General features: G+C 61.3%; 16 protein-coding genes. 4 read left to right on the forward strand and 12 right to left on the reverse strand.

Going from position 1 to position 20733, the window contains the following annotated elements; translation table 11 throughout:
* Window positions 1-121: 121 nt before the first annotated feature.
* The 6 genes from PMI28_RS07475 to PMI28_RS07450 all read right to left on the reverse strand — a co-directional run bounded on the left by PMI28_RS07475 (window position 122) and on the right by PMI28_RS07450 (window position 8613).
* Window positions 122-334: a hypothetical protein gene (locus tag PMI28_RS07475; protein WP_007989907.1), complete on the reverse strand. Its 213-nt coding sequence runs from the start codon at window positions 332-334 to the stop codon at window positions 122-124.
* Between the two features lie 281 nt (window positions 335-615).
* Entirely contained in the window at window positions 616-1980 is a 1365-nt protein-coding gene (locus PMI28_RS07470) for a heavy metal sensor histidine kinase (RefSeq protein WP_007989908.1), read from the reverse strand.
* A complete protein-coding gene (locus PMI28_RS07465; RefSeq protein WP_007989910.1) occupies window positions 1970-2647 on the reverse strand; it encodes a heavy metal response regulator transcription factor in 678 nt (225 codons plus the stop codon). The genes PMI28_RS07470 and PMI28_RS07465 overlap by 11 nt, the downstream gene beginning before the upstream one ends.
* A 9-nt stretch (window positions 2648-2656) precedes the next feature.
* Window positions 2657-5758 carry a multidrug efflux RND transporter permease subunit gene (locus PMI28_RS07460; RefSeq protein ID WP_007989912.1) on the reverse strand — a complete coding sequence of 1034 codons (3102 nt, stop codon included), beginning with the start codon at window positions 5756-5758 and terminating at the stop codon, window positions 2657-2659.
* Window positions 5755-6915 carry an efflux RND transporter periplasmic adaptor subunit gene (locus PMI28_RS07455; protein ID WP_007989914.1) on the reverse strand — a complete coding sequence of 387 codons (1161 nt, stop codon included), beginning with the start codon at window positions 6913-6915 and terminating at the stop codon, window positions 5755-5757. Before PMI28_RS07455 ends, PMI28_RS07460 begins: the two co-directional genes overlap by 4 nt.
* Before the next feature lie 729 nt (window positions 6916-7644).
* A complete protein-coding gene (locus PMI28_RS07450; RefSeq protein WP_007972623.1) occupies window positions 7645-8613 on the reverse strand; it encodes a LysR family transcriptional regulator in 969 nt (322 codons plus the stop codon).
* A 330-nt stretch (window positions 8614-8943) separates the two neighbouring features.
* Here PMI28_RS07450 and PMI28_RS07445 point away from each other — a divergent pair, with 330 nt between their 5' ends.
* The 4 genes from PMI28_RS07445 (at window position 8944) to PMI28_RS07430 (ending at window position 13853) form a co-directional block, all read left to right on the forward strand.
* Window positions 8944-10443 carry an efflux transporter outer membrane subunit gene (locus PMI28_RS07445; RefSeq protein ID WP_007989917.1) on the forward strand — a complete coding sequence of 500 codons (1500 nt, stop codon included), beginning with the start codon at window positions 8944-8946 and terminating at the stop codon, window positions 10441-10443.
* Window positions 10444-10582: 139 nt separating this feature from the next.
* Complete coding sequence (locus PMI28_RS07440; RefSeq protein WP_007989918.1) at window positions 10583-12775, forward strand: FUSC family protein; 2193 nt, start codon at window positions 10583-10585, stop codon at window positions 12773-12775.
* On the forward strand, window positions 12765-12965 hold the full coding sequence (locus tag PMI28_RS07435) for a DUF1656 domain-containing protein (RefSeq protein ID WP_007989920.1): 201 nt from the start codon (window positions 12765-12767) through the stop codon (window positions 12963-12965). Before PMI28_RS07440 ends, PMI28_RS07435 begins: the two co-directional genes overlap by 11 nt.
* A gap of 24 nt (window positions 12966-12989) precedes the next feature.
* Window positions 12990-13853: an efflux RND transporter periplasmic adaptor subunit gene (locus PMI28_RS07430; protein WP_007989922.1), complete on the forward strand. Its 864-nt coding sequence runs from the start codon at window positions 12990-12992 to the stop codon at window positions 13851-13853.
* A gap of 129 nt (window positions 13854-13982) precedes the next feature.
* Here the strand turns inward: PMI28_RS07430 and PMI28_RS07425 are convergent, their stop codons facing one another.
* From PMI28_RS07425 to PMI28_RS07400, 6 genes are all read right to left on the reverse strand, one after another.
* Window positions 13983-14807: an SDR family oxidoreductase gene (locus tag PMI28_RS07425; RefSeq protein WP_007989923.1), complete on the reverse strand. Its 825-nt coding sequence runs from the start codon at window positions 14805-14807 to the stop codon at window positions 13983-13985.
* 33 nt (window positions 14808-14840) lie between these two features.
* Window positions 14841-15305: a hypothetical protein gene (locus PMI28_RS07420; RefSeq protein ID WP_007989926.1), complete on the reverse strand. Its 465-nt coding sequence runs from the start codon at window positions 15303-15305 to the stop codon at window positions 14841-14843.
* A gap of 289 nt (window positions 15306-15594) precedes the next feature.
* Entirely contained in the window at window positions 15595-17046 is a 1452-nt protein-coding gene (locus PMI28_RS07415; RefSeq protein WP_007989927.1) for a mannose-1-phosphate guanylyltransferase/mannose-6-phosphate isomerase, read from the reverse strand.
* 213 nt (window positions 17047-17259) lie between these two features.
* Window positions 17260-17916: an alginate O-acetyltransferase AlgF gene (locus PMI28_RS07410; protein ID WP_007989929.1), complete on the reverse strand. Its 657-nt coding sequence runs from the start codon at window positions 17914-17916 to the stop codon at window positions 17260-17262.
* Window positions 17917-17930: 14 nt separating this feature from the next.
* Window positions 17931-19106: an alginate O-acetyltransferase gene (locus tag PMI28_RS07405; RefSeq protein WP_007989931.1), complete on the reverse strand. Its 1176-nt coding sequence runs from the start codon at window positions 19104-19106 to the stop codon at window positions 17931-17933.
* 11 nt (window positions 19107-19117) lie between these two features.
* Window positions 19118-20683, reverse strand: coding sequence for an MBOAT family O-acyltransferase (locus PMI28_RS07400; protein WP_007989933.1), 1566 nt, complete (start codon window positions 20681-20683; stop codon window positions 19118-19120).
* Window positions 20684-20733: the final 50 nt, after the last annotated feature.

Below are 20733 nucleotides of genomic sequence, written 5' to 3' on the forward strand. Positions count from 1 at the left end.
TGCAATGAAGGTTGAGTCGCCACTAAAAAAAAAGCCGCTGACAGCAGCGGCTTCGAAGACAACTTTTCAAAGGGAAGAGCCAATGAAAAGTGTCGAGGGAAACAGGCGCGACAGGTGCAGATCAGCTGTCTTCCTGGACCTGGATGCTGGATGTTTGCGGGGCTTGGGAGTCTTGCGCAGCCTTGGCCGTCATCTCGATCTGATGCTCTTCGAACGCCGCAGAGCGTGCGGCGTTATGTGCTACGAAAGTCTGCGATTCTTCCGCCATCACTACTGGCGACAGGAACAAAGAGGACAAAACGAAAGCGCTGGCAATACCCATACTGTTGGACATCTTTAAAACCTTCTTGCTTGGCAAGTGCTGTTTGGTGCGGGCAAAGATAAGGACATGAGGCGAGGGGAAAAAGAGCGGATTGATGAAAGGACTGTTGCGGTTACGGCAATAGTGAGTAGTGCAAAGCGCTTTTTGTGGCGAGGGAGCTTGCTCCCGCTCGGCTGCGAAGCAGTCGTGAGTCCAGTCAGCACAAAACTGTTTGAAAGAACGCGTACACCAGTTTTAGGGCCGCTTCGCAGCCCAGCGCGAGCAAGCTCGCTCGCCACAGTAGTTTGTGTGTTTCAGATGGGAAGGTGTATGCCGAAGGTATTCATCCCATGATCACTGCGCACGAATACATCGCCGCCATGCATCAACGCAATCGCCTTGACGATGGCCAGACCCAAGCCGTGATTGTGGCCGCTGTTGCTGCGCGACGCATCGACCCGGTAGAAGCGCTCGAACAGCCGTGGCAGGTGTTCACGGGCAATCGGCTCGCCGGGGTTGGCGACGCCGATGCTGACTTGATGCTCCCGGGCTTCGATCCGCACCTGGATCACCTGCCCGGGCCCGGTGTGTTGCACCGCGTTGTTCAACAGATTGATCAACGCCCGGCGCAAATGCGCGATCTCGATCCGCACTTGCGCGTCACCACTGACCTCAACCCGGACCTGAGCGTCCTCGAGAATGAAATCCAGATACTCCAGGGTCGTGGCCACTTCATCTGCCAGCGATGTGGACGTCAATTTGGTCGCTTTGCTGCCCTGATCGGCACTGGCGAGGAACAGCATGTCGTTGATGATCGAACGCAGCCGTTCAAGCTCTTCGAGGTTCGATTGCAACACTTCGAAGTAATGTTCGGCGGAGCGTCCGCGGGTCAATGCGACCTGGGTCTGGCCGATCAGGTTGGTCAGTGGCGAGCGCAGTTCGTGGGCGACGTCGGCATTGAACGATTCAAGGCGTGAGTACGCTTGCTCAACCCGTTCCAGGGTCGAGTTGAACGAGCTGACAAATTGATCGAGTTCCGGCGGCAACGGTGACAATCGCAAGCGCCCCGAGCGCAACGGCGGGGCCAGGCGTTGGGCTTCCTGGGACAGTTTGATCAGCGGCTTGAGCCCGATCCGCGCCACCCAATAACCCAGCGCCGAAGCCAGCAACACGCCGACAATCGCCAGGCTGATCAGCGCGATCAACAGTTGATGCTGAGTCTGGAAAAACGTCTCGGTATCGATGGCGATCATGAAGCGCAGCGGTGGGCGCTGGTCCTTGGCGGGAAATTCGCTGACCAGCACTTTCAGCGGATACGGGTGATCCGGCAGCTGCATGTCGCGCGTGCCCAGCGGCCCTTGGGCAAAGGTGCGGATTTGCGGTGTCAGGTTGCCGTATTCGTAGTGCGGATCGCCGCTGATGATCCAGAAACTGATGCGTTTGTCTTCTTCGCTCAGCAGATTGAGCTTGTTGTTGATCTTCACCCAATGCTCGGGTGTACCGTAACGGCCGACTGTGGATTCGAGCACGCTGTAGCGCGCATCCAGCTCGGCTTCGGGCAACAGGCCCAGGCCTTTGTCGACCTGCTGGTACAGCGCCCAGCCAATCAACAAAAACACCAACAGCGCCACCAGCGTGAACATGCCGCTGAGGCGCAGGGCGATGGAGTTACTGGACACCACGGCTCTCCAGCACATAACCCATGCCGCGAATGGTGTGCAGCAGCTTCTCTTCAAACGGTCCGTCGAGCTTGGCCCGCAGGCGTTTGATCGCGACTTCGACGACGTTGGCGTCGCTGTCGAAATTGATGTCCCAGACCATCTCGGCAATGGCGGTTTTCGAGAGGATTTCACCCTGGCGGCGCGCCAATACGCTGAGCAGCGAGAACTCCTTGGCGGTCAGGTCCAGCCGTGCGCCGCCGCGAGTAGCCTTGCGGCTGATCAAATCTATCCACAGGTCGGCGATGCTCACTTGCACCGGTTCATGGCCACCGCTGCGCCGGGTCAGCGCTTGCAGGCGTGCCACCAGTTCAAGAAAGGAAAACGGTTTGCCCAGGTAATCATCGGCGCCGTCACGCAGGCCTTTGATGCGATCTTCCACACGCTCGCGGGCGGTGAGCATGATCACCGGGGTTTGTTTACGCGCACGCAAGGCGCGCAGCACGCCGAAGCCGTCGAGGCCCGGCAACATCACGTCGAGGACGATCACCGCGTAGTCGCTTTCCAGCGCCAGGTGCAGGCCTTCGACCCCGTCCCGCGCCAGATCCACGGTGTAACCCTGTTCCGTCAGGCCGCGGTGCAGATAATCCGCGGTTTTTTCCTCGTCTTCGATAATCAGAACACGCATGACCCCGCCTCAGTCTGTGGTCGCCAGCGCCGGTACTGGCGAGGGTTTGGGCCTATGAAATAACCGCTCCAGCCACAAGTATATGACCGGCGTGGTGAACAGCGTCAGCGCCTGGCTCACCAGCAAACCGCCGACCACCGCGATCCCCAGGGGCTGGCGCAACTCGGCGCCGGTGCCGTAGCCGAGCATCAGCGGCAGGGCGCCGAGCAGGGCGGCGAGGGTGGTCATGATGATCGGCCGGAAACGCGTAATGCAGGCCTTGAAGATCGCTTCTTCAGGTGACAGCCCGCCATTGCGCTGCGCTTCGAGGGCGAAGTCGATCATCAGGATGCCGTTTTTCTTGACGATACCGATCAACAGCACCAGCCCGATCAGGGCCATGATCGAAAAGTCCTGGCCGCAAATCCACAGCATGATCACCGCGCCGAGGCCTGCCGAGGGCAAGGTCGAAATGATCGTCAGCGGGTGCACGAAGCTCTCGTAGAGCACGCCGAGAATGATGTACACCGCCACCAGCGCCGCCAGAATCAGCCACGGCTGGCTGGCCAGCGAACTCTGGAACGCCTGGGCCGCGCCCTGGAAATTGCCACTGATCGCGGTCGGCATGCCGATGTCGACCTTGGCCTGGTTGAGCATGATTACCGCATCGCCCAACGCCACGCCGGGCGCCAGGTTGAACGACAGGTTGGCAGCCGGGAACATGCCGTCATGGGCGATGGACAGCGGGCCGATGGTCGGCGCATCGAACCTGGCCAGCGCCGACAGCGGCACCATTTCCCCGCTCAGGGGCGAGCGCAGGTAGAAATAGTTGAGGCTTTCGGCCTTGCCGCGCTGCTTGGTGTCCAGTTCCAGGATCACGTTGTACTGGTTGACTTGGGTCTGGAATTCGTTGATCTGGCGCTGGCCGAAGGCATCGTACAGGGCTTCGTCGACGTCGCTGGCGGTCAGGCCGAAACGCGCTGCGGCGCTGCGGTCGATGCTGATGTGGGTGATGCTGCCGCCCAGTTGCAGGTCGTTGGAAATGTCGCGGAACGCCGGGTTGCTCCGCAGTTTTTCCGTGAGGCGCTGGGTCCAGGTACTGAGTGTGCCGCCGTCATTGCTCTTGAGTACGTATTGATACTGGGCACGGCTCGGGCCGGAGCTGAGGTTGATGTCCTGGCCGGCGCGCAAGTACAGCACGATGCCCGGGACTTTCATCAGCTGCGGGCGAATCCGGTCGATGAACTCGCTGGCGGAAACATCGCGGTCAGCGCGTTTTTTCAGGGTGATCCAGAAGCGGCCGTTGGCGATGGTCTGGTTGCTGCCGGACACCCCGACCGAGTGCGAGAACGTCTGGACGGCGGGGTCGGCGGCGACGATTTCCGCCATTGCCAGGTGTTTTTTCACCATGTCGCCGTAGGAAATGTCCGCAGCCGCTTCGGTGGTACCCAGAACGAAACCGGTGTCTTGAATCGGGAAGAAGCCCTTGGGGATAAAGATGTAACCGGCGACGGCCAGGCCGAGGGACAGGCCGAACACGCCGATCATCAACTTCTGGTGGGCGAGGGCGTGGCGCAGGGCTTTTTCATAGAGCGCCAGCAGGCGTTCGCCGAAGCCCGGTTTGGCGTGGGCGTGATGTACCGGCGCGCGCATGAACAGCGCAGCGAGGGTCGGCGCCAACGTCAGGGACACCACCACCGAAATCATGATGGTCGAGGTGGCGGTCAGGGCGAACTCCTTGAACAACCGCCCGACCACGCCGCCCATGAACAGCAGCGGGATGAACGCAGCCACCAGCGAGAAGCTGATCGACACCACGGTGAAGCCGATTTCCCCGGCGCCTTTGATCGCCGCCTCGCGCATGCCGTCGCCGGCTTCGAGATGGCGGTGGATGTTCTCCACCACCACAATCGCATCGTCGACCACAAAGCCCACCGCCACCACGATCGCCACCAGCGTCAGGTTGTTCAGGCTGAAACCCATGACGTACATCAAGGCGAAACTGGCGATCAGGGACACGCCGAGTACCGCCGAGACAATCAGCGTGGCCGACAGTTGGCGCAGGAACAGAGCCATCACCGCGACCACCAGCATGATCGCGATCAGCAGGGTGATTTCCACTTCATGCAACGAGGCACGGATGGTCTGGGTGCGGTCGATCAGCGTCTTGACCTGCACCGAGGCAGGCAGCATCGCTTCCAGCTCCGGCAGGGCGGCCTGGATGCGGTCCACGGTCTCGACGATGTTGGCCCCTGGCTGGCGGAAGATCACCAGGTTCACCCCCGGTTGCGTGCCCGCCCAGGCCTGGACGTAGGCATCTTCCGAGCCGTTGACGACTTTGGCCACGTCTTTGAGATGGACCGGTGCACCGTTCTTGTAGGAAACAATCAACTGACTGTAATCCTCGGGGTGGAACAACTGATCGTTGGTGGACAGGGTTGAAATGCTCGATTCCCCGTACAACGCACCTTTGGCCAGGTTGAGGCTGGTTTGCTGGATCGCCAGGCGGATATCGGCGAGAGTCAGGCCGATGGCCGCAAGTTTGTCCGCCGAGACCTGGACGCGGATCGCTGGACGTTGCTGACCGGTGATGACGACCTGGCCTACGCCGTCGATCTGACTGATCTGACGCGACAGCAGGGTTTCCGTCAGGTCACTGAGTGTCGGGCCGGGCATCAGCGACGAGTTCACGCTAAGAATCAGCACCGGACTGTCAGCCGGGTTGACCTTGCGCCAGGTCGGCAGGTTCGGCATATCCTTGGGCAGCTTGCCAGCGGCGGTGTTGATCGCGGCCTGCACTTCCTGGGCGGCGGTGTCGATGCTCTTGTCGAGGGTGAATTGCAGGGTCAGGTTGGTCGAGCCGAGGGCGCTGCTCGACGTCATCTGGGTCACACCGGGGATGGCGCTGAACTGCACTTCCAGGGGCGTGGCCACCGAAGAGGCCATGGTTTCCGGGCTGGCACCAGGCAGTTGCGCCGCCACCTGGATAGTCGGGAATTCCGCCTCGGGCAAAGGTGCCACCGGCAGGCGCGGAAAGGCGATGGCGCCCAGCAGTACCAGGGCAAACGTCAACAGAACTGTCGCCACCGGGTGGTCGATGCACCAGGCGGATATCGAACCGTGGCCTTTCATTGCGCAGCCTCCGATTGCACCATTTGCGACGGCTCGGTCAGCACCTGCACCGTCGACCCCGGTTTGAGCCGCGACTGACCATCGCTGACCAGCACATCACCCGGCTTCACGCCTTTGATGATGTCCTGGCCGCTGCCTTGATAGACCATCTGCACCTGAACGGCTTCGACCTTGTCGCCGTTGACCCGGTACACGAAGTGTTGATCGAGGCCGCGTTGTACGACTGTCGGCGGCACCACCAGCGCATCTTTGTCCAGCGCGGTCTGAATCTTTACCGTCACCAGCAGGCCCGGCCAGAGCTTCTGCCCCGGATTGTCGAATTCGGCCTTGGCGCGGATGGTGCCGGTGTTGGCGTTGATCTGGTTGTCGATCAGGGTCAGGTGGCCTTCGCCGAGCAGGTTGCCGGTTTCGCCGTCGGTGTCGGCACCGATGTAGGCCTTTACCTGAGCGTGTTGCGGGTCGTTGATCAGGCCTTGCAGGGTCGGCAGCATTTGCTGCGGCAGGGAGAACTCCACTGCGATCGGGTCGATCTGGGTCACGGTGAACAGACCCTGGGCGTCGCTCATGCGCAGGAAGTTGCCTTCGTCCACGGTGCGAATACCGACACGGCCACTGACCGGGGAGCGTATTTGTGTGTAGGAAAGTTGTACCTCTGCAGAATCAATCGAAGCCTGGTTGCCTTGGGCGGTGGCCTTGAGTTGGTTGACCAGCGCTTGTTGCTGATCGTAGGTCTGCTTGGACACGCCGTCGTCGACGCTGAGCAGTTTGTAGCGCTTGAGGTTGACCAGCGCCACTTGCAGTTGCGCCTGGCTTTCGCCCAGTTGTGCCCGGGCCTGGTCGAGGCTGGCGCGGATCGACCGGTCGTCGATGGTGGCCAAAAGGTCGCCTTTTTTCACCAGTTGGCCTTCCTTGACCAGCAGTTTGGTGAGGATGCCGTCGATTTGCGGGCGGACCACGACGCTGTGCAGGGACAACACCGAACCGATGCCGCTGACATAGCGGGGCACGTCTTTTTCGGCGACGGCGACCACGCGCACGGGGATGGCGGTGGGGCTGGCGAGTTTGGCCTTGGCCGGTTTGGTTGCATACCACAGGCCCAGCGCTGCCAGGACGATCAGAAGGGCGACGAGCAGGGCGGGCTTGGTCTGGATTCGCATGCGAGTGGGGCGCCGGGGCTGGGTTTTTGGTCGAAGGGTAGTTTCCTTTATAAACCTGTTTGCTGGTCAGGAGGGTGACGGCTAACTGACGGCGCTGTCAGTTTGGGGGACTTGGCGGCCTTTCAGCCGACCATGTTCTTGGTTGACCGAGTACATATCCGTTTCTTTGGTAATGGCGGCTTATGGTTCCGCCCTTACGGCGGGTCACTTGGAAAAGACTGTAGGAGCGAGCTTGCTCGCGATGGAGGTCAACGATGATGCGGGGAGCCTGACACCCCGCGGTGCTCTCAGGTTTTTCGCGAGCAAGCTCGCTCCTACAGAGCCCGCCGCCATCGGCCATCCATGGCCGGGGGCGGCTAACCCGGCATCCATGCCGGGTTGCCCACTGCGCAGAACCTCCGCTCGGCCTCCCGAGGGGGCGTGCACCGCAAAAGCAAAAGCGAGGCGGCCTACCGGCCGGCCTGATTGTCTGGTTCGGTGTACACAGTACCTGTGGGAGCGGGCTTGCCCGCGAAGGCGGCCTGCCAGCCGACCAACCTCTTGCAGATGTACTCGATTCCTGTGGGAGCGGGCTTGCCCGCGAAGGCGGCCTGCCAGCCAACCAATCTCTTGCAGATGTACTCGATTCCTGTGGGAGCGGGCTTGCTCGCGAAGGCGGCCTGACAGCCGACCAACCTCTTGCAGATGTACTCGCTCCCACAAAGGATCAATCTGTGAGCTGAGAGATTTTCAGTTCGCCACCCGAACCCCACCCAGGCTCCCGCTCAATTCATACGCCGCCAATTCCGCCTGATGCGCGGCCAGCAGTTCCGGCAATGATCCGCGCAAATACTCGACCCAGGTCTTGATCTTCGCGTCCAGGTACTGACGCGAAGGGTAGATCGCATACAGGTTCAGTTCCTGCGAGCGGTATTTGGGCATCACCCTCACCAGCGTGCCATTGCGCAGGCCTTCTATCGCGGCATACAGCGGCAGGACGCCAACGCCCATGCCGCTGATGATCGCGGATTTCATTGCGTCGGCGGAGTTCACCAGAAACGGCGAGCTGTTGATGGTGACCATTTCCTGGCCATCAGGACCGTCGAAGGCCCATTTTTCCAGCGGAATCACCGGGCTCACCAGGCGCAGGCAGGCGTGGTTGAGCAGGTCGCTGGGTTTTTGTGCACAGCCGTTGGCTTTGACGTAGGCCGGCGAGGCGCAAACGATGCTGTAGGTGATGCCCAGGCGCTGGGAGACGAAGCCCGAGTCCGGCAGTTCGCGGGCGAGGACGATGGACACGTCGTAGCCTTCGTCGAGCAGGTCCGGTACGCGGTTGGCCATGGTCAGGTCGAAGGTTACGTCCGGGTGGGTCTTGCGGTAGCGGGCGATAGCGTCGATCACGAAGTGCTGGCCGATGCCGGTCATGGTGTGCACTTTCAGTTGCCCGGCCGGGCGTGCGTGGGCGTCGCTGGCCTCGGCTTCGGCTTCTTCGACGTAGGCCAGGATCTGTTCGCAGCGCAGCAGGTAGCGCTTGCCGGCTTCGGTCAGGGCGATGCGTCGGGTCGTTCGGTTGAGCAGGCGGGTTTGCAGGTGGGCTTCCAGGTTGGAGACCGCGCGCGAGACGTTGGCCGTGGTGGTGTCCAGTTGTACGGCGGCGGCGGTGAAGCTGCCGGCTTCGGCCACGTAACTGAAGGCGCGCATGTTTTGCAAAGTGTCCATGGGGTGCTCTCGGGTGCGATGGCAAATTGTGACACGAAGTTTCGGGGGCGGTGACCCCTACCTACGGATTATCTCGTTAACGGTAACAAAGATTCACAGGAATCCCGGCTTATCGCCCTTCAGGCCGCCCCATAGAATTGCGCAACTTGGGCAGCCGGGCTCGACCCACCGCATAACCTGTGGGAGCGGGCTTGCTCGCGAAGAGGGCATCACATTCAACAGCGATGTTGACTGACAGACCGCTTTCGCGAGCAAGCCCGCTCCCACAAAAGCGGATCTCCGGTTTCCAGAAAATCTCATGCCTCCCCCCTATTTCAGGAAATCACAGCAGTGCCGCGTCGCATCAGCAGAGCGCTTCAGCCGCTCAGTGTTTTGGCTTTAACCCTGGCAATCAGCGGCTGCATCGGAACCGGAGGTATTGCCCCACAAGGCAAGGCGCTGGAGGCCAATTCACTGGCTACCGACGAAGCGATCCAGAGCGCCGCGCAAGATGCGCACTGGCCTACCGCGCAATGGTGGCAAGCCTATGGTGACCCGCAACTGAATCGCTGGATCGACCTCGCCCTGCAAGGCAGCCCGACCCTGGCCATGGCCGCCGCCCGGGTGCGTCAGGCCAAGTCCATGGCCGGCGTGGCCGAAGCGGCCGAGTCGCTGCAGATCAATGGTGATGCCACTCTCAAACGCCACAACTGGCCTACCGACCAGTTCTACGGGCCGGGTGAGCTGGCCAACTCCACGACCTGGGACAACAACGCGGCGCTGGGTTTCAGTTATGCCCTCGACCTCTGGGGCCGCGAAAGCAATGCCACCGAGCGCGCCGTGGACATGGCGCACATGACCGTCGCCGAAGCGCGTCAGGCCCAGCTCGAATTGCAGGACAACATCGTGCGTGTCTACATCGAGTTGTCGTTGCATTACGCCCAGCGGGACATCGTCGAAGCGACCTTGAAGCAGCAACAGCAGATTCTCGAGCTGGCGCAGAAGCGCCTGAACGGTGGCATCGGCACCCATTTCGAAGTCAGCCAGGCCGAGACGCCGCTGCCGGAAACCCATCGCCAGATCGATGCCCTCGACGAAGAAATCGCTTTGAGCCGCAATCAGCTCGCTGCTCTCGCCGGCAAGGGCCCGGGGGAAGGTGCGCAGTTGCAGCGGCCAACGCTGTCGCTGGGCGCGCCACTGAAACTGCCGTCTTCGCTGCCGGCGCAATTGCTCGGGCAGCGCCCGGACGTGGTCGCCAGTCGCTGGCAAGTGGCAGCACAGGCGCGAGGTATCGATGTTGCCCATGCCGGTTTCTACCCGAACGTCGATCTGGTCGGCAGCCTCGGCTACATGGCCACCGGCGGCGGGGCCCTGGAGTTTTTGACCGGCAAGAAACTCAACTACAGCGTGGGTCCGGCGATTTCGTTGCCGATTTTCGATGGCGGGCGTTTGCGCTCGGAACTGGGTGAAGCCTCGGCCGGGTATGACATCGCCGTAGCCAAGTACAACCAGACCCTGGTCAACGCGCTGAAAAACATCTCCGACCAGTTGATCCGCCGCGAGTCCATGGACAAGCAACAGGCTTTCGCCGCCGAGTCGGTGGCCGCCGCGCAGAAGACCTACGACATCGCGATGATCGCCTACCAGCGTGGCCTGACCGACTACCTCAACGTGCTCAACGCCCAGACCTTGTTGTTCAAGCAGCAGCAAGTGCAGCAGCAGGTACAGGCGGCGCGTTTGAGCGCCCATGCCGAACTGGTGACGGCGTTGGGCGGTGGCCTCGGTGCCGGCAACGACGTGCCGAAAGACAGCCAGACCCAGGCGCCGAAAACCCCGAGCCTTTTACGTTGAACACAAAACCTGTGGGAGCGGGCTTGCTCGCGAAGGCGGTGTGTCTGATGACACTTTTGTTGCCTGACACTCCCTCTTCGCGAGCAAGCCCGCTCCCACAGGTTCCGGGGCTTCACTGAATTTTATTGAGCAGGATTTGATGACTCCCTTGCCCGCACCCTTGCGCTGGTTGTACTCCCTTGAATGGCGCCGGGGTTTCTTTGACTGGGCACGCAGCGATGGCGTGACCTGGGTCTACATTTTCAAGGTGTTGTTCGCGGCATTCCTGACGCTGTGGCTGGCCATGCGCCTGGAGTTGCCGCAACCGCGCACGGCGATGATCACCGTGTTCATTGTCATGCAACCGCAAAGCGGCCAGGTGTTCGCCAAGAGTTTCTATCGTTTTCTCGGCACCCTGGCCGGGTCTGCGGTGATGGTCGCGCTGATTGCCCTGTTTGCACAGAACACTGAACTGTTCCTCGGTTCGCTGGCGATCTGGGTCGGTATCTGCACCGCCGGTGCCGCCCGCTGCCGCAACTTTCGCGCCTACGGTTTCGTACTCGCCGGATACACCGCAGCGATGGTCGGCTTGCCCGCGCTGGCTCATCCGGATGGCGCGTTCATGGCCGCGGTCTGGCGGGTACTGGAAATCTCGTTGGGCATTCTTTGCTCGACACTGATCAGTGCCGCCATCCTCCCGCAATCGGCCAGCGCGGCGATGCGCAATGCGTTGTATCAGCGCTTTGGCGTGTTCGCCTTGTTCGTCACCGACGGTTTGCGCGGTCGCAGTCAGCGCGAGGCGTTCGAGGCCGGCAACGTGCGTTTCATCGCCGAAGCCGTCGGCTTGGAAGGCTTGCGCAGCGTCACGGTTTTTGAAGACCCGCACATGCGTCGGCGCAATGGCCGGCTCAGTCGCTTGAACAGCGAGTTCATGAGCATCACCACGCGCTTCAACGCCTTGCATCAATTGCTCGAACGCTTGCGCAGCAGCGCGGCGGACCAGGTGGTGGCGGCGATCAAACCGGGCTTGCAGGACCTCGCCGAGTTGCTCGACGGTTTCAGCGGTCGCGCCCTGACCAGCGCCGATGCGGCGCGTCTGGTCGCGGTGCTTACCGCCTACAAGGAAGGTTTGCCGGCGCGGGTGCGCAGTCTTCGGGCGACGTTTCAGCAGAGCAATCCGGGCGATGCCGAGCAACTGGATTTCCACACCGCCTACGAGCTGCTCTATCGCTTCGTCGACGACTTGCACGGTTATGCGCAGACTCATGCGTCGCTGGCCGATCACAGTCACGAACGGGAGCGCTGGGACGAGCCGTTCACTCCGCAAACCAACTGGCTGGCCGCTGCGGCGTCGGGTATTCGTGCGTCATTCATTCTGGTGGTGCTGGGCAGCTATTGGGTGGCCACGGCCTGGCCGAGCGGGGCGACCATGACCCTGATTGCCGCCGCTACCGTTGGCCTGGCCGCGGCGACACCGAACCCGAAACGCATGGCCTTCCAGATGGCTTGCGGGACGCTGCTCGGGGCTTTGATCGGCTTCGTCGAGATGTTCTTCATCTATCCGTGGATCGACGGATTTCCCTTGCTGTGCATGGTCTTGGCCCCGGTGATCGTGCTCGGTTCGTTCCTCAGTTCACGGCCACAATACGCCGGGGTTGGCCTGGGGCTGCTGATCTTCTTCAGCACCGGTTCGGTACCGGACAACCTCACGGTCTACAACCCCTACACCTTCATCAACGACTACATCGCCATGGTGCTCGGCATGCTGGTGTGTGCCGCGGCCGGGGCGATCATTCTGCCGCCCAACAGTCGCTGGCTGTGGCGCCGGCTGGAGCAGGATTTGCGCGGTCAGGTGGTGTACGCGATCAGCGGCAAGCTCAAGGGGCTGGCATCGAGTTTCGAAAGCCGTACCCGTGATCTGGTGCACCAGGCCTACGGCTTTGCGGCGGGTCAACCGCAAGTGCAGCGGGACTTGTTGCGCTGGATGTTCGTGGTGCTGGAAGTCGGCCATGCGATCATCGAGTTGCGCAAGGAACAGGCGATTCTGCCGGTGCATCCGGCCTATGCCGAATCCCGGCCGTGGCGCCAGGCAATCCGGGTGATGGGACGCGCACTGGTGCGGTTGTTCCTGCAACCGAACAGCAGCAATCTCGAACGCGCGCTGATTGCCGTCGATCACGCGATCAACCGTGTGCAGTCCACCGACGAACCCTTCGCCCCGCACTTCGATACCTCGGCGTTGCGCCGGGTGAAGAGCTACCTGCACTTCATCCGCACCTCTCTGCTCGATCCGCAATCACCGCTCGCCGCCTTCGCACGCAGCCAGCCCCAAGGACTTGAACATGCCTCGTGAAATCGCCTTCCACGGCGTGTACATGCCGACCATGACCCTGATGTTTTTCATTGCGGCTCTGCTTGCCTGGGCGCTGGACCGGTTCCTGTCCGGGTTCGACCTGTACCGCTTCTTCTGGCACCCGGCGTTGCTGCGCCTGAGTCTGTTTACCTGTCTGTTCGGCGCCATGGCGCTGACTGTCTACCGTTGACTCGCTATCACTGAGAATGCCCCGATGAAAAAGTTTTTCAGCCTGCTTGCGACCTTGCTGGTGCTGGCCCTTGCGCTGTGGATCGGCCGCTCCCTGTGGGAGCACTACATGAACACGCCATGGACCCGCGACGGCCGCGTGCGCGCCGACATCATCAACGTCGCCGCCGACGTCACTGGCGAAGTGGTGGACGTGCCGGTGCGTGACAACCAACTGGTGAAGAAGGGCGATTTGCTGATGCAAATCGACCCCGAGCACTACCGCCTCGCGGTGAAACAGGCGCAATCGCTGGTGGCATCGCGCAAGGCAACGTGGGAGATGCGCAAGGTCAACGCCCATCGTCGTGCCGATATGGACAACCTGGTGATCTCCAGGGAAAACCGCGACGACGCCAGCAACCTCGCTGACTCGGCCCTGGCCGATTACCAGCAGGCCCAGGCGCAACTGGAGGCCGCCGAACTCAACCTCAAGCGCACTGAAGTTCGTGCGGCGGTGGATGGTTACGTGACCAACCTCAACGTCCATCGCGGCGATTATGCGCGCATCGGCGAAGCGAAAATGGCCGTGGTCGACATGAACTCGTTCTGGGTCTACGGCTTCTTCGAAGAAACCAAACTGCCCCATGTGCGCGTCGGCGATAAGGCCGACATGCAACTGATGAGCGGCGAAGTGCTCAAGGGCCACGTGGAAAGCATTTCGCGTGGCATCTACGACCGCGACAACCCGGAAAGCCGCGAACTGATCGCCGACGTCAACCCGACCTTCAACTGGGTACGCCTGGCGCAGCGGGTGCCGGTGCGCATTCACATCGATGAAGTGCCGGAGGGTGTGGTGTTGGCGGCCGGGATTACTTGTACGGTGGTGGTGAAGCAGGAGGGTGGGGCGTAACCGGTAGATCGAGTCGCCTGCTTCGCGAGCAAGCCCGCTCCCACATTTGATCTCTTTCGTGTGCAAGCTTTGAGTTCACTGAAGATCCAGTGTGGGAGCGGGCTTGCTCACGAAGGGAGCGACGCGGTGTCAGAGCTGCCCACGCAACCCGAACCGCTTCATCAGCCCGGATTCGAGCAAACCCTTGGGCAATAAACTAGCCATCAGCGGCAACGCACGACTGCCATTGCCCAGGCGAACCAGCCGTGGCGGTTTGGCTTGCTGCACAGCCTTGAGCAATCCGGCGGCGAATTCATTGGCCGGGGTCGGTTTGTCCTGGGAAGCCCTGGCCCGGGCGCGTATGCCTTCGCGCAGCGGGAACCATGGCGATTGCTCGCTGATCAATTGCTCGGCTTCGTGGCCGGCATTCCTGGCGAAACTGGAAGCGATGGCCCCCGGCTGGACTTCCATGACCCGTACGCCGAACGGCGCCAGTTCCATGCGCAAGGCATCGCTCAAGGCATGCACGGCGGCTTTCGAGGCGCAGTAGGCGCCGGCGAATGGCGTGACCAAAACACCGGACACGCTACCGATATTTACCACCAACCCTTTGGCCCGACGCAGCACCGGGAACAACGCACGGGTGACGCCGACGATGGCGAACACGTTGGTTTCGAACTGGCGCTGCATGGCCGGTACACCACCATCAAGTAGCGGCCCCATGGCGCCGTACCCAGCGTTGTTGATCAGCACATCGAGGCCGCCGGTTTGTTGATTGATTCTCTCGCTCAAGGCTTCGAGCGCCGCGCCATCGTTGACATCCAGTTGTACGGCGGTGAAACCGGCAGCACTTAGCGTGGCGACATCTTCAGCTTTGCGCGCACTGGCCCAGACTTCATAGCCGGCGACCTTGAACGCATCGGCAAGGGCACGGCCAATGCCGCTGGAACAACCGGTAATCAACGCAACGGGCATGGCGCATTCCTTGTGCAAAAAATGGGGGAGGGATCAGTCGGAAAAACTGCCCTGCAATCGCTCAGCGCGAAACTCCAGGGTTTCCGGACGGTAGCCAGGGCGCAGTGGCGGTAGCGGCAAGCAATCTTCCCAGTTGCCACCGGCCTGCAATTCGCCGGGGCCACGATAGCGCGGGGCGGTGTATTGATTATCGGCCAGGTTCACCGTATCGCCCGGCGCATAGGCCGCGACTCGCCAGCGCAGTTCGGTTAGCGGCACGTCATTGCCATTGTTCAGGGTCAATTGCAGTGGCCGGTCGGCAGGACACTGCTGCGGCGCGTAGTTGATTCGCAGCTCAAGGCGTTGCAGTTGCTTGAGTTCGCGGTGGTCCATCCAGATGACCCAGGTCGCGACGATGCCCAGCCCCACGGCGGCGGCCATGGAAACGGGCAAGGCCTTGGCCGGATAGCGCAACAACAGGATCAGCCAGGTGATGACCAGCAGGACGCCGATGAACATGACGTAAGTCTCGGGAGTAGAGAGGGTCATCCTACCTAAGCGCAGGTAGGGTTGGCGATGGGCGATTCGGTGGTGTGCTGAGCGGCCCCTTCGCGGGCAAGCCCGCTCCCACAGGGTATTGGGTTGATCACAGATTTTGTGCTCGGCTTAGTCCACTGTGGGAGCGGGCTTGCTCGCGAAGAGGCCAGTCGAGGCACTACAAAAAAACAGTGCAAAAAAAGCCCCCGCCCAGCCTGCTGCGGATAGGGAACGCAGCAGGCTGGACGAGGGCTTCTTGTTTTACTGAGCGTTACTGCGCGATGGTTTTCACCGCCACGCCACGCTCAACCGGAGTGGAGCGCCCGTAGATATCTTCAAACCGCTCGATATCGTCCTCACCCAGATAACTCCCCGACTGCACCTCAATGATCTCCAACGGAATCTTCCCCGGATTACGCAGACGATGCACCGAAGCAATCGGAATGTAGGTCGACTGGTTCTCGGTCAGCAGGAACACGTTCTCGTCACAGGTCACCTCGGCAGTGCCGCTGACGACGATCCAGTGTTCAGCGCGGTGGTGGTGCATCTGCAGTGACAGGCACGCGCCCGGTTTGACCGAGATGTGCTTGACCTGGAAGCGCCCGCCCATGTCCACCGAGTCGTAGGAGCCCCATGGACGGTAGACTTCGCAATGGTTCTGGGTTTCGCTGCGGCCCTGTTCGTTGAGGGTGTTGACCATCTGTTTCACGCCTTGGACCTTGTCCTTGTGGGCGATCATCATGGCGTCCTTGGTTTCGACCACGACGATGTTTTCCAGGCCGATCACCGACACCAGTTTGCCGTTGCCGTGGATCATGCAGTTTTTGCTGTCCTGGATCACCACGTCGCCCTTGGTGACGTTGCCGTTGGCGTCTTTTGCATTCACTTCCCACAGCGACGACCAGCAGCCGACATCGCTCCAGCCGGCGGTCAGCGGCACGACGCAGGCGCGTTGGGTTTTTTCCATCACCGAGTAGTCGATGGAATTGTCCGGGCAGCAGGCGAAGGTGGCTTCGTCGAAGGTGATGGTGTCGGCGTCCTGGTGGCTGCGTTCCAGGGTCAGCAGGCAGGTGTCGTAGATGTCCGGATCGTGCTTTTTCAGCTCTTCGAGGAAGCGGCTGGCGCGGAACAGGAACATGCCGCTGTTCCAGAAGTAACCACCGGACTGGACGAACTCGGTGGCGCGCTTCACGTCGGGTTTTTCGACGAAGTGCGAGACGCGGCTGACGCCTTCGGGCAGCAGCGAGTCGTTGGTCGACTTGATGTAGCCATAACCGGTTTCCGGCTTGGTGGCTGGCACACCGAACAGCACCATTTCACCGTTTTCGGCGGCGACGGTGGCCAGGGCCAGGGCGCGTTGCAGGGCTTTCTGGTCTTCCAGTACGTGGTCGGCCGGCAGTACCAGCATCAGTTCGTCGCGACCTTCATTGACCAGCATCATCGCGGTCAGGGCCACGGCCGGCGCGGTGTTGCGCCCGAATGGTTCCATCAGGATGCGTTGGGTTTCCAGTTTGCGCGCGGCCAACTGCTCGTTGACGATGAAACGGTGGTCCTTGTTGCAGACCACGATTGGCGTGTCCATGCCTTCGAACACCAGGCGTTCCAGGGTTTGCTGGAAGAGGGTGTGTTCGCCGGTCAGGGCCAGGAACTGCTTAGGGAATTGTTTACGGGAAAGCGGCCAAAGACGTGAGCCACTACCACCTGACAAGATCACCGGAATCATGTTGTTACTCCTTGAATATCGATTGGTTAGAGCTACTGCGTTCTGTCGTTTCACTCTTGTTTTTGTTTCGTAGCCCGATTGACGCCTCGATCCTTTGTGGGAGCGGGCTTGCTCGCGAAGGCGATGGATCAGTCGACATTGATGTTGAATGTCAGACCGCTTTCGCGAGCAAGCCCGCTCCCACAGGGGGGATGCGTCAGTCAGGCAAATCGTTTAGCGCGTCGATACCGGGCGTTTCACCCAGACCGGCGACAGGCTGCTGCCGCTGCCGGTGACGTACAGCACCGCGGCTTCACCGCGTTCCAGGGCGACCGGTTTCACGTCGCCGACTTTGGTGGCGCCGTCATAGAGCGCCAGGCTGACTTTCACCGGGTTGATTTCACGTTCGCCACGGCCTTTGGCGGCCACGTTCGGGACCACGTCGGTCTTGCCGTCGGCGGTTTTCAGGGTCAGCGCCTTGTCGCTGAGGTTTTGCACGCGTACCAGGGACTTCTGCTTGTTCTTGAACGGCGGCTCCTCGATCAGTTGCGGTGCGCCGCTGGCGTTGTTGACCAGGGTGTAATAGTGGTCGCCGGCCAGTTTCACCGGCAGGGACTGGCTGCCGACCTTGGCGCTGTAGTCGCCGCCCGGCATGAAGCTGAAGTCAGTGCTGGACAGTGGCGCGACATCGCTCAGGTTGGTGCTGCCAACGGTGGCGCTGACTTCGGCGTTGCTGGCGTTGTAGATGCGCACGAAGGTCGAGCCTTTCGGTGCGGTCGGGCCGTACAGGGCGGCGTCGCCACCGGCGAAAGCCTGCACCGACAGCACGCTGAGGCCGGCAACCAGGGCAAAGCGTTTGGCGAGACGACGCGGAGTTGTAGTGAAAGTCATGGTGTACCTCTCTTTCAGTTTTGCGCCCGGTCGGGCGTCTCGGATTTGTTGTTGATGGCTACGTTTTGTTGGCGCGCGCCGGCTTGTTTAAGCTCTGCGACCCACTGCGGGTCGGCGTCGCCGATTTCGTTGTTCACGGGCAGATATCGTTCAGGAAACTCCCAGATCAGCACCTGTGGCGGGCTGTTCTTGAAGGCATCGCTTTTCAGGTAGCTGAGCATCGGCAGAATCGGGCCGTGGCCGTCTTCGGCGTAATTGACCACGTCGCTGTGCAGCGCCTGCTTGAGCGCACCGACGAAGTTCCAGTTGGGGTTGGCGCTGTAGCTGGTGCCGATCAGGGCCACCGGCACTTCGGTGTTGGCGAACAGGGCGTCGTCACCGGCCGGCTGGTCGTTCGCCGCCACGGTGTTGCGTTTTTGCAGTGGCTCTTGCGCCGGCATCAGGTTTTCGAACAGCGGGTCGAGCGGCAGGAACAACTGCAGGTCACCCTTGTGTGTCACGGTTTCCGCAGGTTCGGTCACAAAGCGCTGCGGCTCGCCGCTCAGCGGGTACTTTTCGGCGATGGTTTTGGCCAGACGGTCGGCGGCGATCTCGGCGCCTTCCGGGGTCCAGTGGGTGTCGGTGCGCAGGAACACTTGCTGGCCGTTCTGTTTGGCCTGCTGCAGCGGGCCGAGCAGGTCTGGGGCCGGAATCCGGTCGGCGGCCAGGCGCTGGTGGAAGTCCTTGTAGAGGTTGGCGTGGATGCTCGCCGGTTTCACCTCACCGAGGTGTTCCGGGTACAGGCGCACTTTGGCCGGCACTACCGCCATCACCAGTTGCACGCCTTTCTCTTTCAGGGTCTGGCGCACGCCTTCGACCAGCGCGTAGTTGCCTTGCAGGTTCAGTTCTTCGTTGACCACCGGGTGGAATTCTTCATCGCTGTACAACCACTGGTCGCGGCCGAGCACTACGCCCGGACGACCTTCGTTGAACAGTTTGAAATCCAGTGCGGCCCAAAGATTGGTGCCCAGGCGCTTGATCGGGAACTCGTCGTCGTAGTGGGTTTCCACGGCCTTGGTCCAGCGACCGTTGAGCACCGTCGCATCGGCGTTGGTGCTGAAGCCGAAGAAACTGCGCACCGACCACAGGCCGAGCACCAGCAGGGTCACCAGGAACAGCGCGATGTAGAAGATGCGTAATGAGCGGGTCATGGTCAGATCCCTCAGAACTGGAAGTAAAGGAACGGCGAGAAGCTTTGCGCCGAGAGTTTGAGAATCGAGGCGATAAACAGCAGCAGCACCAGTGCACGCATCACGTAGCGCGACCAGTTAGCGGTCCAATAAGCCGGTTGCACCTGGGCTTCGACGCCGACGGTGTAGCCAGGCTGGTGGATGCTCGCCGGGTTATCCCCAGGCACGGCCTTGATCGTTCCCGGTGTCGCAGCAGCCGGGCCGTCGGTGTCGACGTTCACTGCAGGCTTGGTCTTCACCGGAGGCTGATTGGTGTAGAAGTCGCGCAGGCCGAAGAACGCCAGGGTTACGTAGGCCACGATCAGCGTTGCCACTTGCAGGCCGGTGAGGCTGGCCTGGTTGAGTTCCGACAGCGACCAGTCGCCGAAGCTGAACATCGCGCCGTACATGCGCCCGGCGACGTGCAGGTTTTCCGCGCGGAAGATCACCCAGCCCATCACCACCAGCAGGAAGGTCATTACCCAGCGGATCGGATTGAAGCTGCGTGGCGAAGTATTCAGGCCGATGGCTTTTTCAATTGCCAGCCACATGCCGTGCCATGCACCCCAGACGATGTAGGTGATGTTCGCGCCGTGCCACAGACCACCGAGCAGCATGGTCAGGAACAGGTTGCGATAGGTCATCAGCGTGCCTTTGCGATTGCCGCCCAGCGTGATGTACAGATAGTCACGCAGCCAGGTCGACAGGCTGATGTGCCAGCGCCGCCAGAACTCGGTGATCGACTGGCTGACATACGGCTGCTTGAAGTTTTCCATGAAGCGGAAACCCATCATCAGGCCCAAGCCGATGGCCATGTCGCTGTACCCGGAGAAGTCGAAATACAGCTGCGCGGTGTAGGCCAGTGCGCCGAGCCAGGCATCGCCCGTGGTCGGGTTTTGCAGGGCGAAGCAATGGTCGGCCACCACCGCGAGGGTGTCGGCGATGAAGACTTTCTTGATGAAGCCCTGCATGAACCGCGTGCAGCCCTCGGAGAATTTGTCGAGGGTGTGGGTGCGGTTGTTGAACTGGTCGGCCAGGTCGCGAAAACGCAAAACCGGACCGGCGATCAAGTGCGGGAAGATCGCCACGAACGCCGCGAAGTCGATCAGGTTGCGCGTCGCCGGAGTGTCGCCACGGTAGACGTCGATGATGTAGCTGATGGACTCGAAGATGTAGAACGAGATCCCGATCGGCAGCAGCACGTGGGTCAGAATGAACGGCGAAAGACCTACCGACGTCATCATCGCGTTGATGCTGTCGACGCCGAAGTTGGCGTACTTGAAGTAGCCGAGGATGCACAGGTCGACTGCCACGCCGAGCAGCAGCCAGCGCTGCGCCGGTTTGGTCTTGACCCCGGCGGCACCGACTTTCAGGCCGATCCAGTAGTTCCACAGCGTGACGCCGGCGAACAGCGCGAGGAAGTCCACACGCCACCAGGCGTAGAACACGTAACTGGCAATCAGCAGCAGCAAATTGCGATAGCGTTGCCCGCTCAGGTAGTACAAGCCGAGAAAGATCGGCAAGAACAAAAACAGGAACACGTTGGACGAAAAAACCATCCCGATCTCTCCTTGTTTGAACCAACAGTCAAGGGCCAACGGCCCCCCCA

This window comes from Pseudomonas sp. GM48, assembly GCF_000282335.1.
Taxonomy (GTDB): domain Bacteria; phylum Pseudomonadota; class Gammaproteobacteria; order Pseudomonadales; family Pseudomonadaceae; genus Aquipseudomonas.